This window comes from Nonomuraea glycinis (genome assembly GCF_014646515.1).
In the GTDB taxonomy this organism is placed as follows: Bacteria; Actinomycetota; Actinomycetes; order Streptosporangiales; family Streptosporangiaceae; genus Nonomuraea; species Nonomuraea glycinis.
The window spans coordinates 886,661-901,091 of sequence record NZ_BMNK01000002.1 but is presented as its reverse complement, the minus strand read 5'-3'; the positions used below and the strand labels follow the sequence as shown (position 1 = coordinate 901,091).

The 14,431-nt window shown below is 70.9% G+C and carries 12 protein-coding genes; 2 read left to right on the top strand and 10 right to left on the bottom strand.

Features of this window, described 5'->3' with window-relative positions:
• On the top strand, nucleotides 1-861 hold the full coding sequence (locus IEY87_RS09420) for an amidohydrolase family protein (RefSeq protein ID WP_189138083.1): 861 nt from the start codon (nucleotides 1-3) through the stop codon (nucleotides 859-861).
• 53 nt (nucleotides 862-914) lie between these two features.
• The gene (locus IEY87_RS09415; RefSeq protein ID WP_229699311.1) at nucleotides 915-1,697 is read left to right on the top strand and encodes an amidohydrolase family protein; all 783 of its coding nucleotides are present in this window, start codon (nucleotides 915-917) and stop codon (nucleotides 1,695-1,697) included.
• A gap of 59 nt (nucleotides 1,698-1,756) precedes the next feature.
• Here the strand turns inward: IEY87_RS09415 and IEY87_RS09410 are convergent, their stop codons facing one another.
• The 10 genes from IEY87_RS09410 to IEY87_RS09365 form a co-directional block, all read right to left on the bottom strand.
• A complete protein-coding gene (locus IEY87_RS09410; protein WP_189138081.1) occupies nucleotides 1,757-2,644 on the bottom strand; it encodes an SDR family NAD(P)-dependent oxidoreductase in 888 nt (295 codons plus the stop codon).
• A gap of 16 nt (nucleotides 2,645-2,660) precedes the next feature.
• Nucleotides 2,661-4,202, bottom strand: coding sequence for an ABC transporter substrate-binding protein (locus tag IEY87_RS09405; protein WP_189138080.1), 1,542 nt, complete (start codon nucleotides 4,200-4,202; stop codon nucleotides 2,661-2,663).
• 178 nt (nucleotides 4,203-4,380) lie between these two features.
• Nucleotides 4,381-5,580: a cobalamin-independent methionine synthase II family protein gene (locus IEY87_RS09400; RefSeq protein ID WP_189138079.1), complete on the bottom strand. Its 1,200-nt coding sequence runs from the start codon at nucleotides 5,578-5,580 to the stop codon at nucleotides 4,381-4,383.
• Complete coding sequence (locus IEY87_RS09395) at nucleotides 5,577-6,659, bottom strand: peptidyl-alpha-hydroxyglycine alpha-amidating lyase family protein (RefSeq protein ID WP_189138078.1); 1,083 nt, start codon at nucleotides 6,657-6,659, stop codon at nucleotides 5,577-5,579. Before IEY87_RS09395 ends, IEY87_RS09400 begins: the two co-directional genes overlap by 4 nt.
• The gene (locus IEY87_RS09390; protein ID WP_189138077.1) at nucleotides 6,611-7,867 is read right to left on the bottom strand and encodes an amidohydrolase family protein; all 1,257 of its coding nucleotides are present in this window, start codon (nucleotides 7,865-7,867) and stop codon (nucleotides 6,611-6,613) included. Before IEY87_RS09390 ends, IEY87_RS09395 begins: the two co-directional genes overlap by 49 nt.
• Nucleotides 7,868-8,008: 141 nt before the next feature.
• The gene (locus tag IEY87_RS09385; RefSeq protein ID WP_189138076.1) at nucleotides 8,009-10,453 is read right to left on the bottom strand and encodes a CaiB/BaiF CoA transferase family protein; all 2,445 of its coding nucleotides are present in this window, start codon (nucleotides 10,451-10,453) and stop codon (nucleotides 8,009-8,011) included.
• Nucleotides 10,450-11,478: an ABC transporter ATP-binding protein gene (locus IEY87_RS09380; RefSeq protein WP_189138075.1), complete on the bottom strand. Its 1,029-nt coding sequence runs from the start codon at nucleotides 11,476-11,478 to the stop codon at nucleotides 10,450-10,452. Before IEY87_RS09380 ends, IEY87_RS09385 begins: the two co-directional genes overlap by 4 nt.
• Nucleotides 11,471-12,508, bottom strand: coding sequence for an ABC transporter ATP-binding protein (locus tag IEY87_RS09375; protein ID WP_189138074.1), 1,038 nt, complete (start codon nucleotides 12,506-12,508; stop codon nucleotides 11,471-11,473). The genes IEY87_RS09380 and IEY87_RS09375 overlap by 8 nt, the downstream gene beginning before the upstream one ends.
• Nucleotides 12,505-13,362: an ABC transporter permease gene (locus IEY87_RS09370; RefSeq protein ID WP_189138073.1), complete on the bottom strand. Its 858-nt coding sequence runs from the start codon at nucleotides 13,360-13,362 to the stop codon at nucleotides 12,505-12,507. The genes IEY87_RS09375 and IEY87_RS09370 overlap by 4 nt, the downstream gene beginning before the upstream one ends.
• Complete coding sequence (locus tag IEY87_RS09365) at nucleotides 13,359-14,306, bottom strand: ABC transporter permease (protein WP_225277724.1); 948 nt, start codon at nucleotides 14,304-14,306, stop codon at nucleotides 13,359-13,361. The genes IEY87_RS09370 and IEY87_RS09365 overlap by 4 nt, the downstream gene beginning before the upstream one ends.
• Nucleotides 14,307-14,431: the final 125 nt, after the last annotated feature.

The following is a 14,431-nucleotide window of genomic DNA, read 5'->3' as shown; positions in this document are numbered from 1 at the left end:
GTGATCGACGCACACGCGCACCTGGTGACCAACGACCCCGCCTACCCGTTCAACCCGCCCGGCGGCTCGGTCAGCGAGGCCGTACGCAACGATCCGATGACCGCGGAGCGGTTGCTCGCCGCGCTGCGCGACAACGAGCTGTCCGGCGCGGTCGCCGTCCAGCGCGCGCACGTGTACGGCTACGACAACAGCTACGTGGTGGACTCGGCGACGCGGCACCCCGACCGGCTGGCCGCCATGTGCGTGCTCGACGCGCAGGCGCCGGACGCGGCGGAGAACGTGCGCCACTGGGCGAAGCGCGGCGCCGTGGCCGTCCGGCTGACCTCGCCGGGCGGTAACCAGCACGGTGGCACGCCCGGCACCGACTGGTTCGCCGGCTCGTCCGCCCGCCAGGTGTGGCGGCAGGCCGAGGAGCTCGGGCTGTCGATGTGCCTGCACATCTACCGCTGGAACCGCGACGAGAGCCTGCGGGCGCTGGACGCGGTGACCCGCGAGTTCCCCGGCGTGCCGGTGATCCTCGACCACATCGCGAGCGTCGAGACCGACCGTGACGCTCCCTACCCGGGGGCCGACGGGTTGCTCGCGCTGGCGGACCTGCCGCAGGTCCACATCAAGGTGACGACGCTCAACTTCGCCCGGATCATCGCCGCGGGGATCTCGCCGACGGTCGTGGTCGAATGGCTCGTCTCCCGGTTCGGGGCCGAGCGGGTGCTGTGGGGGTCGGACGTCACCCAGACCCCCGGCGCCTACGAGGACATGGTCAAGATCGCCCGCGAGTCGGTGTCCGGCCTGTCCAGCCGGGACGCCGCCCTGGTCCTCGGCGGCACGGCGGCCTCGCTCTACCGCATCGCGACGCCATGACTCGCGGCGTGCCGGGCGACCTGACGCCTGCCGGCGACGGCGAGGTGCCTCTTGTGGACACTCATGTCCATCTGTTCACCAGTGCGCTACCACTCGCGGCACGGGCGTGGACCCGGCCCGAGGGTGAGCTGACGGCGGACACGTTCGTGACGATGATGGACGAGCACGGCGTCGACTACGGCGTGCTCTCGGCGATGAGCCTGCTCGGCGATCTGAACGACTACACGATCGCCGCGTTGCGCGCGCACAAGCGGCTGCGCGGGACCGTCATCGTCGAGCCCACCACCGACCGGTACGTCCTGGAACGGATGAAGGCCGACGGCGTGGTGGGCGTCCGCTTCCAGTGGCGACGCCTCGCCGACCTGCCGGATCTCAGCGACCCGGCGTACCGGCGGCTGCTGTTCCGGATCGCGGACCTCGACTGGCACGTCGAGCTGAACATCGAGGGCGTCCGGTTGCCGCCGGTGCTCGACCGGCTGACCGCCTCCGGGGTGAAGGTCGTCGTGGACCACTTCGGCGATCCGGACCGGGACGCCGGCTACACCGGCGACGGCGGCAGGGCGCTGCTGCGCGCCCTCGGCACCGGCCGGGTGTGGGTGAAGCTGTCCGCGGGCTACCGCTTCAACATCAGCCCGGCCATGCTGGCCGACCACGCGGCGACCCTGATCGGGGCCGCCGGACCGGACCACGTCTTCTGGGGCAGCGACGCCCCGTTCATCGGCGCCCGGTACCCGGTCACCTACCGCGACGCCGTCGACTCCTTCGCGCAGCTGGTGCCCGACCCCGCGCTGCGCCGCCGGATCTCGCTCGCCTCACACGCGTTCTACTTCGGCTGAACACAAGATCTCGGCCGCACGCTGAGCCGCCCCAGCTGAGCTGGGGCGGCTCTCGTCGGTTACTTCGGGGGCGGCAGGTGGCTCTGCAGGTGCTCCGCGAAGCCGGGGAAGTCGGCGGCGAGTTGATCCGCGCTCCATCCACCGTCGCGATGCGTGACGAACGCCTCCTTGGGGTGCGCCCAGATCGCGAACCGGTCGCCGCCGAAGCCGATGTACTGCCCGGTGACGTCGGCCGACGCGTCCGAGGCCAGGTAGACGACGAGCGGCGCCACGTCCTCGACCTTGCCGATGCCGCGCCGGCGCAGGTCGGCCGGGACCGGGCCGCCGGCCTCGACCGCCGCGACGACCTCGGTCAGCGACGGGATGGTCGCCGCCATCCGGGTCAGCGCGGTGGGCACGATCGCGTTCACGGTCACGCCCAGCTTCGCCGTCTCGATCGACCACACCCGCACCATGCTGATGATGGCCGCCTTGGACGCCGCGTACGCCGTCTGACCGAAGCTGCCGTACTGGCCGGCCGGTGAGCCGACCAGGATCAGCCGGCCACCGCCGCCCTGCTCACGGAACTGCCGGACCGCGGCGCGACCGCAGGTGAAGGTGCCACGGACGTGGCTGTCCACCACGAGGTCGAACTCCTCGTCCGTGACCTTGGCCAGCGTCCGGTCGCGCAGCGCGCCGGCGTTGGTGCACATCACGTCCAGGCGGCCGAACTCCGAGACGGCCCGCTGAACCAGCGCGTCGGCCGACTCCGTGCTGCCGACGGCGCACACCTCGGCGACGGCACGGCCACCGGCGCCGGTGATCGCCTCGACGGTCTCCTTGGCGACGTCGGCGTCGATGTCGTTGACCACCACGGCGGCACCGGCCGCGCCCAGCGCCTCGGCGTACGCGCGGCCGAGGCCACGCCCTGATCCGGTGACGATGGCCACCTTGTCGTTGAGCCGCATGGGCTTCCTTTCCTCGTTATCCGCTGATCTTCACCGTGTTGAAGTGGTAATCGCCGACCGCCGGCACGTCGAGCCCGGTCACGCCCTTACGGAAGGCCGCCACATAGGTCACGCCGCACACCGGGATCACCGGCGGCCCGGTCTCCGTGACCTTCTTGATGATCTCGTGCATCGGCGCCGAACGCTCGGCGACGTCATCGCTGGCCCGCGCCTTCGCCAGCAGGTCGTCAAGCCCGTCCAGGGAGTAGCCGCCCGGGTTGTACGAGCCGCCCTTCATGTAGAAGTCCTTGACGAACTGGCTCGGGTCGGGCCGGCCGGACTGCACGAGCGCCACCGTGGCGGTGAACTTGCCGGTCCGGCGGGCGGTGATCATCTGCTGGAATTCCAGGACCTTGATCGTGGACTTGATCCCCACCTGCTGCAGCTGTGCCTGCAGCGCCTGGGCCAGCGTCTGGTACGACGTGTTGGGGCCGACCTCCAGCGTCAGCTCCATGCCGTTCGGGAAGCCCGCCTCGGCCAGGAGCTTCTTGGCCTTCTCCGGGTCGTAGGAGGACGACACGTCGTTCAGCTCGGGCACGTTGGCCCAGAAGCCCTCCTGGAACGGCTGCGTCGACGAGACGCAGGCGCCCTCGTACAGGTTCTTGCTGATCGACTCGCGGTCGATGGCGTGCATCAACGCCTGCCGGACCTTGGGGTTGTCGAGCCCCTTGACGGAGGTGTTCAGCAGGATCCCGTTGAAGGTGGTGTTGGGGCCCTTGATGACGGTCATGCCGTCCGCCTCGGCCTCCTTGATCTGGCCGGGCGTGATGGAGGTGCCGTCGGCCTGCCCCGACTTCACCGCGCGCAGGCGGGTCGTCTCGTCGGAGTAGACGGTCATCTCCACGCCGCCGATGGTCGTCTCGGCGGCGTTCCAGTAACCGTCGAACTTCTTGAAGGAGACCTTGCCCACCTGGAGTGTGTCGATCTGGAAGGCGCCGGTGCCGACCGGCTTGGTCGGCAGGTCCGGGGCGTCGAGCGCGCCGGGCGCGACCACGATGCCGGCCTCACCGGCGAGCACGTTGATCATGTAACCGGCCGGCTCGGTGAAGGTCAGCTTCACCTCGGTCGGGCTGGTCACCTCGATCTTGTCGAGCACCGACAGCGTCGTGACCAGCGCGCCGCTCTTCTTGAACGCCTCCAGCGACGCCTTGACGGCCTCGCCGTTGAAGTCCTCACCGTTGTGGAACTTCACTCCCTCGCGCAGCTTGAGGGTGATCACCTTGTTCTCGTCCGAGAACGTCCACTCGGTCGCCAGACCCGGCCCGATCTCACCGGCGGCACTCCGGCTGATCAGGTGCTCGTAGACCACGTCCAGGAACACCGGGTCCAGCGGCGCCGCCTTGCGGGGGTCGAAGGAGGTCGGGTTGCCCGGCACGGCCCACCGCAGGATCGCCGCGGTGTCGGGAGCGCCGTCAGCGCTCGACGTCGTCGGCTTGTCGGTCGTCCCGGCGCCACAGCCGGAGAGGGCGAGACCGGTGGCGAGGAATGCCCCTGCTGTTCTTACTGCTGCTCGTTTCACGGCTTATGTCTCCACATTTCAGGCGAACTTGACTGGTATGACTGGCGACCCGCGGTGCTCCCCGACTCCGTCATCGACGTTCCGGCCCGTATCCGCGTGTCCCCGTTGTGCTCGGTGACCTGTCTTCAGCCGTGACGCTGAATGTCGCCCCCACCAGGTCCTGGTCTTGAGCTGTGGGCTAGTCGGCCCACAGTCGCCTGCTGGCGATCGCGGCGCCTTCGGAGAGCGCGGCGAGCTTCGCCCACACGATCTCCTCGTGGCCCACTCGCGATCCGATCCCGCAGTCGGTCCCTGCCTGCAGGTTCTCCTTTCCCACCACGCTGGCGAAGTTCGTCAGCCGCTCGGCGATCAGTTCAGGGTGTTCGACCAGGTCAGTGGCGTGACTGACCACGCCGGGAGCCAGAATCTTGCCCTCGGGCAGCTTCACGTCCTCCCACACCCGCCACTCGTGCGCGTGCCGGACGTTGCCCGACTCGACGGCGTAAGCCTGGGTGTTGACCTTGATCAGCAGGTCCGCGATGTGTTCGAGGCCGATGTCCTGCGTGTGCGGCCGGTGGCCGCTGCCCCAGCAGGTGTGCATCCGGATCTGCTCGGCGGGCAGCCCGTCGATGCTGTGGTTGATGACCTCGACCGCGAACTCGAGGTAGCGACGCAGGTCCTCGACCGACCAGGTCGGGTGGAACTGCCAGGTGGTCGCGAACTCGGGCTCGTCGATCTGCAGCGTCAGGCCGGCGTCGGTGACCGCCCGGTACTCCTCGCGGAGCGCCTCGGCGACCGCGAACATGTACTCCTCCTCGCTCGCGTAGTGCGCGTTGGTGGCGCCCGCGCCCAGGCTGAGCGGTCCCAGGGCGGCGATGAAGCCGTCCACTTCCTTGCCCTCGACCGCCGTCTTCATCGCCGCGACGTCTCTCGCGATGGCGTCCTGGCCGATGTAGGTGATCGGGGAGGTGCACACCCGGGTCGACGTCGGCGGCTTCGGGGCGTTGCCCGGGGTCGAGAAGCCGGGCCTGATCGGCCCGCCTGCCCCGGCCAGCCAGAGGCCGGAAGCGTAGGTGCCCGGGAAGTCCGCCTTGTCGCGGGCGGCGACGTACTCGCGCTTCGGCGGCACGTCCGGGTCGATGGGCAGGGTCTCCCAGCCGGTCACGCGGGAGTGGATGTAGCCGCTGTAGCCGGCCAGGTTCGCGGCCTTGACGTACTCGCCGTCGTTGACGGTGTCGATGCCGCACTCGACCTGGCGAGCGACGACCTCTTCCACCGCGCCCGGCAGGCGCGCGTCGATGGCCTCCCGGTCGCCCTGGGCGATCAGCTCGTCCAGGTCCTTGGGCCGCGGCAGGTTGCCGCCGTGCGTGGTGAGGATCCGACCGTTTCCGCGCCTCATGCGTTTCTCCTAGCCAAGGTGTCTTCTCCCGCGCCGACGCGCAGGAACTTCTGCAGTTGGTGCCGGCCGCTCGACGGCTCGACCCAGCCGGGTCTGATCGCGAAGCTGTACGTCACCTCGGCGACGTACAGGTCCCCGTGGGAGTCCAGCGCGACCCCGTGCGGTGCGATGAAGTTGCCGACCGCCGTGCGGTCCGTCGTGGAGTCCCCCCACCGCTCGACCACGTGGCCGTGCCGGTCCAGCACGGTCAGCCGGGCGGGCTGGTCCTCCAGCGCCTCGCCGTGCACGAAGGACCGCTTGCCCGCCGGCCGCCACAGCTCGACGACGTACACCGAGCCGTCCGGGGCGATGGTGAGGTCGCACGGGCGCCGGATGTCGGTCCACTCCTCGATGAACTCGCCGTCCGGGGTGAAGATCTGGATCCGGTCGTTCTCCCGGTCGCCGACGAACACCCGCCCGTCCGCCGCGATGTCCAGGCAGTGCGGCAGGTGGAACTGGCCGGGGCCGGTGCCGGGCTCGCCCCAGGATCCGATCAGGTCGCCGGAGGCGGTGAACCTGTGCACCCGGCTGTTTCCGTACCCGTCGGTCACGTAGAGGTCGCCGTCCGGGGCGACGGTGAGGTTGGTGGGGCGGTTGAACGGCCCGCCCGCGTACTGGACGCCCTCGACGCTGTGCACGGTCACGGGCCGGCCGGAGACGAACCCGGTGTCCGACGCCATGCCGGCGACGCCCAGCATCATGAGCAGCTCGCCCTCGGGGGTGAACTTGCGGATCGTGTGGTCGCCCGCGTCGACGCAGTAGACGCCGCCGTCCGGGCCGACGGTCAGCCCGTGCGGCGTGGTGAACAGGCCCTTGCCCCAGCTCCGGACGAAGGTGCCGTCGCGCTCGTACACGATGACCTGGCCGTCGAAGCGGGTGAACAGGTAGACGCGGTCGTCGGCGTCCACGTCGACCGCGGCCACGTCCGCGTGCCGCAAGCCGTCCGGGAGCCGCTCCCAGTCGCCGTCGGCCGCGAACCGCCGCCCGCCCGTCACGACGCCGCCCCCGCGGTCGAACGCGGCGCCGGCAGCCAGCCCCACGGGTGGGTGCCCCAGCCGGGCGCGATCAGCGCGCCGGCCCGTACGGTCTGCACCGGCCGCAGGCCGAAGCCGCCGTGGAAGACCTCCTGCTTGGTGTCGACGAACTCGAAGTCGCCTTCGACCAGGTCGAGCACCGTCACGTCGGCTTCCCGGCCGACCGCGATCGCGCCGAGCTCGTGCTCCGCCCGGATCGCCCGCGCCGCGTTCACGGTGGTCATCCGGACCACCTCGGACAGGGTGTAGCCCACGGCCATGAACTTGGCCATGCACTCCAGCAGGGAGTGGAAGGTCTCTCCCGCCGCGGTCAGGTCGCTGCTGATGGTGTCGGGCAGAAGACCGAGCGCGCGCTGCTCGCTCGCCACCCGGTAGCCGAAGTTGCCCCGGCCCAGCGCCGAGTCGAGGGTGATCCCGCGCTCACGGGCGGCCAGCAGGGCGGGCATCATCCGATCCGCCGCGTCCATCACACCGCCGTGATTAGGCGTGCACAGGTGGGTGAGGATGTCGCCCGCGTCGAGCTGCTCGATGGCGAACCGGGTGGCCGGTTCGAGCAGGTGCGGATCGGGCCGCCGCCGCGCGGACAGGTCGCCGATGTGCACCATGAGCGGGACCCCGTGCTCCCTGGCCACCGCCTTGGTCGCGGACACGATCTCCTTGCCGTGCGTGGCGACCAGCGGTCCGACCAGCCGCAGCTTGATTCCCTGGACCAGGCCCGGGTTGGCGGCGACGCACTTCGCGATCGCGACCGGGTCGATCTCGGCCAGGTCGTTGACGTCGATCATGGTGGGCATGGTGTGCGCATAACTGCCGATGTTCAGGTACGGGATGACCCGCGTCCTGGCGTTCGGCTGGATGTAGGCGGAGAAGACGCCGATGTTGGCGACGCCGACGGATCCGGCGTCCACCAGCGTGGTGACTCCCGACTGCACGCCGATGGCGTCAGGGTCGCAGCCTTCCATGCCCACACCCGGGGTGATCGCGCCGTGCGCGACGTGGGTGTGGATGTCGATCAGGCCGGGGACGACGTACCGTCCAGGGCCGCTCGCGTCGATCACCCGGCGGGCCGACTCGGCCGGGATGTCCGCGCGGATCGCGGAGACCCGGCCGCCGGTGATGGCGAGGTCCATGACGCCGTCGAGCCCTTGCCCGGGGTCCAGGACCCGGCCGCCTTTGATCAAAAGGTCGTACCGGGTGGCCGGGTCGTCGCTCATCAGTCCTCCTGTCAGTGCCGCGATCGCGGCGCGTCCCGCTCAGCGGGCCGGGGATGTGCTGTTGGCTTGCTCGTCCGAGGTCGGAAACGGCCATCGGACGTGGCCAGGGCGGGAAGTGGTCAGGGCGGGAAGTGGCCAGGGTCAGAAGTTGTCCCAGCCGGGGGGAAGCGCGGTCATCTGTACGGCCCAGCCCTGTTCGAGCGCCTCCGCCGAATCGGCGAGCCCGATCCGGCTCAGCACCTCGCGCGCGTCGGCGCCGGGCCGGCGTACCGGATGGCCCAGGCGCGGCGGGGCGCCGTCCACCCGGATGGCGATGCCGGGCATCACCACCTCGCCGACCTCCTCGGAGATCTGGCTGACCGTGAGGCCTCTCGATCGGGCCCACGGGTCGGTCATCAGCTCCGCGAGGGTGATGACCGGATGCGCGCCCAGCCCCGCCGCGGTGAGCCGGTCGGTCCACTCCCGGGCGGTCCCGGCGCGGAAGGCGGCCTCCAGGGCCGCGGCCACCGCGTCGTCGTCGGAGCCGTCCAGGCCGGACAGCGCCTGCTCCAGGCCGGGCACCTCGCGAAGGACCGGCAGGCTGTGCCGGTCCGCCCCGAGGAAGAACCACTGATCGGCCGCCTGGTAGAACCGGTGCCACCCGTCGAGCCCGAGCGCCGACGGCCCGCGCGGCTCAGCCTTGCCCGATGCCCTGCCCGGCTCGGCTTCGCCCGATGGCCTGCTGGGCTCGGCTTCGTCCTTGGCTTGCACCGCGAGGCTCGCCTGCTGGTAGACGCCGGTCTGGGTGAGGCAGGTGCGAACCTGCTGGCCGGCGCCGGTCACCTCGCGATGGTAGAGACCCACCGCGGTCGCGAAGGCGGCCATGGCCCCGGTGCCGTAGTCCAGGAGGTTGTACGGGCCGAGCACGGCCGGTTTGCCGTCGCCGCCCGCCCTGGTCATGATCCCGGTCGCGGCCTGCCCCTGGGTCTCGTAGCCCCGGCGGTTCGCCCACGGCCCGCCGTAGCCGTAACAGCTGACGGAGACGTACACGATGTCCGGGCGGCGGGCCCGCACGTGCTCGTAGCCGAGGCCGTAACGTTCGGCGGTCCGCTCGGGGAAGTTGTGGGTCAGGACGTCCGCGTCCTCGATGAGCCGCCAGAGGATCTGCTGGCCCTGGCTGGACTTCACGTCCACAAGAACGGTCCGCTTGCCCCGGTTGACGAACCCGTGCGCGCCGACCCGCCGCTGCGGTGAGTTGATCTTCACGACGTCGGCCCCGAACTCGACCAGGATCCGTCCCGCGCTCGGCCCGGCCAGGATCTGGGTGAGATCGACGACCCGCCGGCCCGCGTAGGGCAGTGCGGCGACCGCGTCACCCTCCCCGGACGGCAGACCGGCAGCCGGCGAGGCGGCTTCGGCTTCGGTGGATGTCGGGTCGGTGGGAGGCGAGGCGACGGGTGCCGGGTCGGCGAGCGGTGCGGCAAGCTCGGCGAGGATGTCGGCGCGGTCGGCGTCGGGCAGGTGCCGTGGCCTGCCGGGCAGGGTGGGGGTGGCGGACAGCCACACCGCGGCGCCCGGCATCGCCGTCGCCCCGAGCTCCGGATCGTCGACCACGACGACCTGCCCGGCGGCGAGCGCGTGGCCGTTCTCCAGCCACTCGGCCAGCGTCCGGACCGCGGCGAGCGGGACGCCGGCCGCGTTGGCCAGCTCTTCCCACTCAAGCGCCGGCCGGGTCAGGAACAGCGCGGTGAGCCGGTCGTGCAGCAGCCTGCGCAGCTCGGGGTCGCGATCCTGCCGGGCGCGGTCGGTCAGGCCCTCGCCCGCCCAGGCCGTCACCCCGGCCGCGTCGAGGAACCAGGCCAGGAAGCGAGGCGTCGCGCCGATCGGGTTGAACTGCACATACCTGCCGTCCGCGCACCGGTACGTACCGCTGCCGTTGGAGCTGATCGCCCGATCCGGCGGCAGCCCCTGCGCGACCGGGTAGGCGCCGCTCCCCCCGATGGCCTCGAACATCGCGTCGAACAGCGGGACCTCGACGCGGTCGCCACGGCCGGTGCGCTGCCGCGCGGTCAGGCCGGCCACGATCGCGAAGGCGCCGCAGAACGCCGCGAAGTTGGACGCGACCGGGATCGCCGTGTAGGTCGGCCGGGTGTCGTCCCAGCCGTCCGGCGCGTGACCGGCCCGGATCCGGCAGTTGCCGGTGGCGGCGGCGATGACGCCCTCCCAGCCGGGGACCCCGGCGCGCGGGTCGTCGGCCGCGAAGCCCGGCATCGAGCAGTAGACGAGCCGCGGGTTGACGGCGCGCGACTCCGCCCAGCCGAGCCCGAGCCGGTCCATCACCCCCGGCCGGAAGTTCTCGATGAGGACGTCGGCCCGCCGGACGAGGTCACGGGCGACCTTCAGGTCCTCCGGGTCCTTCAGGTCGAGGGTGATGCGCCGCTTGCCGCGGTTGAAGAACGCGTCGTCGGCCGGCGGGGTGACGCCCGGACGGTCGATGTGCACGACGTCGGCGCCCTGGTCGGCGAGCATGACCGCGGCCAGCGGCCCGGCGACGTGGTGACCGAAGTCGACGACGCGGATCCCGCTGAGAGCTCCCGGCCCGCTCATCGCGCCGTCTCCTGTGGCTCGTTGACGGCCGCGTCGTCCTGCGGCGGCTGGTGCAGGATGCAGGCGACCCGGTGATCTTCGCCGATCTGCAGCAACGGCGGGTCCTGGCTCGCGCACGCGTCCTGGACGACCGGGCAGCGGGTGCGGAAGCGGCAGCCCGACGGGGGGTTCGCCGGATCGGGCAGTTCGCCGCTGAGCACGGTGCGGCGCCGCGAGCGCTGCACGTCCGGGTCCGGCACCGGCACCGCCGACAGCAGCGCCTTGGTGTACGGGTGCAGCGGGTGGGTCGCGATCTGCTCCGCGGGCCCTTCCTCGACGATCCGGCCCAGGTACATCACCGCGATCCGGTGCGACAGGTGCCGCACCGTGGCGAAGTCGTGGGACACCAGGACCATCGCCTGCCCGGTGTCCTCCTGGATGGACAGCAGCAGGTTGAGAATCTCCGAACGGGTGGACAGGTCCAGCGCGGAGGTGGGCTCGTCGGCGACGAGCACGCTCGGCGACAGGGCCAGCGCGCGGGCGATGCAGACGCGCTGGCGCTGCCCGCCGGACAGCTCGTCCGGATACCTGTCGACGAACGCCGGGTCGAGGGTGACCCGGCCGAGCAGCTGGGCGGCGCGCTCCCGCATCTCGCCCCGGCCGATCTTGCCGTGGACCAGGAGGGGCTCGGCGATGGCGTGGCCGATGGTCTTGGTCGGGTCGAGCGCGCCGTACGGGTCCTGGAAGATGACCTGGAGCCTGCTGCGCATCTCCTTGAGCTCGCTGCCGCGCGCTCTGCTGACGTCCTTGCCCTCCACCTCGACCGTGCCCTGGTCCGGCTTGAGCAGCCGGGCCATCAGCCGGCCCACGGTCGTCTTGCCCGAGCCGGACTCGCCCACGATGCCGACCGTGGTGCCGGCCCGTACCTCCAGGTCGACGCCGTCGACGGCGCGGACGCTCTCCAGCGTGCGGCCCAGCAAGCTGCGGCGCAGCGGGAACGACTTGGTCAGGCCGCGCACGCGCAAGACCACATGATCCTCAGCCACGGACGGTCCCCTTCAGAATCAGGTCACCGGAGGCGACACGTCCGCACCGGGTGCGGCGATCGTCGGCGATGGCCGTGTCGGCCTGTGGTCGCCGGCAGACGTCTTCGACGCTGTGCGCACAGCGCGGCTCGAACCGGCAGCCGCCGGGGAAGTGTCCCGCCGACGGGACCCGGCCCGGGATGACCGTCAGGCTGGTCCGGGCCCGGCCCGCCTGCGGCACCGCGGCGAGCAGCGCGCTGGAGTACGGGTGCTGCGGCTCGTAGAAGAGCCGGTCGACGGGGGTTCGCTCGGCGATGTGACCGGCGTACATGACGACCACGTCGTCGCAGAAGTCCGCGACCACGCCGAGGTCGTGCGTGACCAGCAGGACGGCGAGATCGAGGTCGCGGCGCAGGTCGCGCAGCAGCTCCAGGATCTCGGCCTGGATCGTGACATCGAGCGCGGTGGTCGGTTCGTCGGCGATCAGCAGCTTGGGGTCGCAGGCGATGGCCGCCGCGATCATGACGCGCTGCTGCATGCCGCCGCTCATCTCGTGCGGGTAGGACCCGAGCCTGCGGTCGGCGTTGGGGATGCCGACCCGGCTCAGCAGCTTCGACGCCTCCTTGAGCGCCACCGACCGCCGCTCGCCCAGGTGCAGCCTGCGCACCTCGGCGATCTGGTCGCCGACGGTCATCGTCGGGTTGAGGCTGCTCATCGGCTCCTGGAAGACCATGCCGACCGGCCCGCCGCGCACCTTGCGGAGCTGCTTCCGGTTGCAGGTGAGCAGGTCGACCCCGTCGAAGTGGATGGAGCCCGCCGCGACCCGGACGGCCGCCGGCAGCAGGCCCAGGATCGCCATGGAGGTCAGCGACTTGCCGCAGCCGGACTCGCCGATCAGCGCGACCGCCTGGCCCTTGCGCACCTCGAAGGTGACGTCCTCGACCAGGCCACGCTGCCGGGCGCCGCCGGGCAGATCGATGGTGAGGCCCTTGACGGCCAGCAGCGGCTCGGCGGCGCCGGCGTCGCTTCGCTGTCCCGGTCCTGCTGTCATGTACGCCTCCTGAGTCCGACGGCGTCACGGATCGAGTCACCGATCGTGTTGAACGCGAGCACGGTCAGCACCATCGCGACTCCGGACGGCACCACCGCGAAGGGCGAGTGGAACTGGTTGGTGTAGGCGGCCTTGAGCATCGAGCCCCAGCTCGCGTCGGGCGGCTGGACGCCCAGGCCGATGAAGCTCAGGCTCGCCTCGACCAGGAGCGCGACGCCCATCAGGATCGTGACCTGGACCAGCAGCGGAGCGGCGATGTTGGGCAGGATGTGCACCCAGAGGGTGCGCCGGGTGGACGAGCCGATCGCCACCGCCGAGTCGACGAAGGTCTCCTCCGCGACGGCCAGCGTCGCCCCGCGTACGACACGGAACAGACCGGGTGCGAAGATGATGCCGATCGACAGCATGGCGTTGACGAGTCCCGGGCCGAGCACCGCGATGATGGCCAGGGCGGCCACGAGCGCGGGGAGGCTCAGGATGGTGTCGGCCAGCCGGCCGGCGATGGCGTCGACGGCGCCTCGGCGCAGCCCGGCCCAGAGCCCCAGCGGCAGCCCGATGAGCAGCGCCACGCCCACGGAGATGAGCGGCGCGGTGACGGCGATGCGGGACGCCTGGATGATCCGGCTCGCGACGTCCCGGCCGAACTCGTCGGTGCCGAGCAGGTGCGTCCAGCTGACCTCGGCGAACCTGTTGCCGAGGTCCTGAACCTCCGGGTCGTGCGGGTAGACGAAAGGCCCGGCGATCGCGAAGAAGACGAGGATGGCGATGAATCCGACAGCGGTCGCGCTGGCCGGCTGGCGCAGGAGCGTTCGGATGACATGGCGCGGGCGTGCGCTCTGGGTGGCCGTGGTCATGCCGTACGCACCTTCGGGTTGATCCAGCCGTAGGCCAGGTCCACGATGAGGTTGATCGCCACCACGATGACGGCGCTGAACAGGACGTATCCCTGGATCATCGGATAGTTCCGTTGGAGCACCGAGTTGATGGCGAGGGAGCCGAGGCCGGAGATGCCGAACACGGCCTCCACCACGATCACGCCGCCGAGGAGCCGTCCGGCCTGCAGGCCGAGCACGGTCACCACGGGGATGGCCGCGTTGCGCAGGATGTGCCGGCGGACCAGCCAGACGCCCGAGGCGCCGCGGGCCCGTGCCGTACGGACATACGGGCGGGTGAGCACGTCGGCCACACACCCTCGGGTATGCCGGGCGAGCTCAGCGGCCGTGGCCAGGCCGAGCGCCGTGGAGGGGAGGATCACGTAGGAGAGCCACTCCCCGAAGCCCTCCCTGATATCGACGTATCCGGTCGCCGGTAGCCAGGGGTTGGCCAGCGCGAACACGGACACGAGCACCATCGCCAGCCAGAAGCTCGGCATCGCGATGCCGAGGGTGGCCAGGGCCGACACGCTCCGGTCGATCCAGCTCCCCTGGGTGAGGCCCGCGACGATGCCGGCCGTCACACCGATCACGACGGCGACCACGATCGCCATCAGGGTGATGATCACGGTCGGCGGGGCCGCCTCGATGATCGTGTCCGCGACGGACCTGTTGGTGAACAACGAGTCGCCGAGATCTCCTTGCAGGATGCCGACGAACCAACTGGAATACTGCTCCAGGATCGGCTTGTCCAGGCCGAGCTCGATGCGGATCCTGCTCACCTCGGCCACAGTGGCGTTCTCACCTGCGATGACCTCGGCGACATCGCCGGGAATCAACTGCACCAGCAGAAAGGTGAGAATCGAAACAAGCCACAAGACCAGCAGACCGCCGCCGAGCCGGCGAATTACCATGCCTGCGCTCACCGCCACCTCCGTCCAGCGCTACGTGGAACGAAGAGAGTGCGGAGCCGGGCGAGACACCCGCCGAGCTCCGTCCGTGCCGCATCGATCCACTGCGCCGTTGTCCGATAATGGGACAAAATGTGCAA

Coding starts and splice junctions, on each gene's coding strand:
- IEY87_RS09410 (WP_189138081.1), bottom strand. CDS start 2,644: ATGCGGCTCAACGACAAGGTGGCCATCGTCACCGGATCAGGGCGTGGC.
- IEY87_RS09400 (WP_189138079.1), bottom strand. CDS start 5,580: ATGAGGCGCGGAAACGGTCGGATCCTCACCACGCACGGCGGCAACCTG.
- IEY87_RS09390 (WP_189138077.1), bottom strand. CDS start 7,867: ATGAGCGACGACCCGGCCACCCGGTACGACCTTTTGATCAAAGGCGGC.
- IEY87_RS09385 (WP_189138076.1), bottom strand. CDS start 10,453: ATGAGCGGGCCGGGAGCTCTCAGCGGGATCCGCGTCGTCGACTTCGGT.
- IEY87_RS09375 (WP_189138074.1), bottom strand. CDS start 12,508: ATGACAGCAGGACCGGGACAGCGAAGCGACGCCGGCGCCGCCGAGCCG.
- IEY87_RS09370 (WP_189138073.1), bottom strand. CDS start 13,362: ATGACCACGGCCACCCAGAGCGCACGCCCGCGCCATGTCATCCGAACG.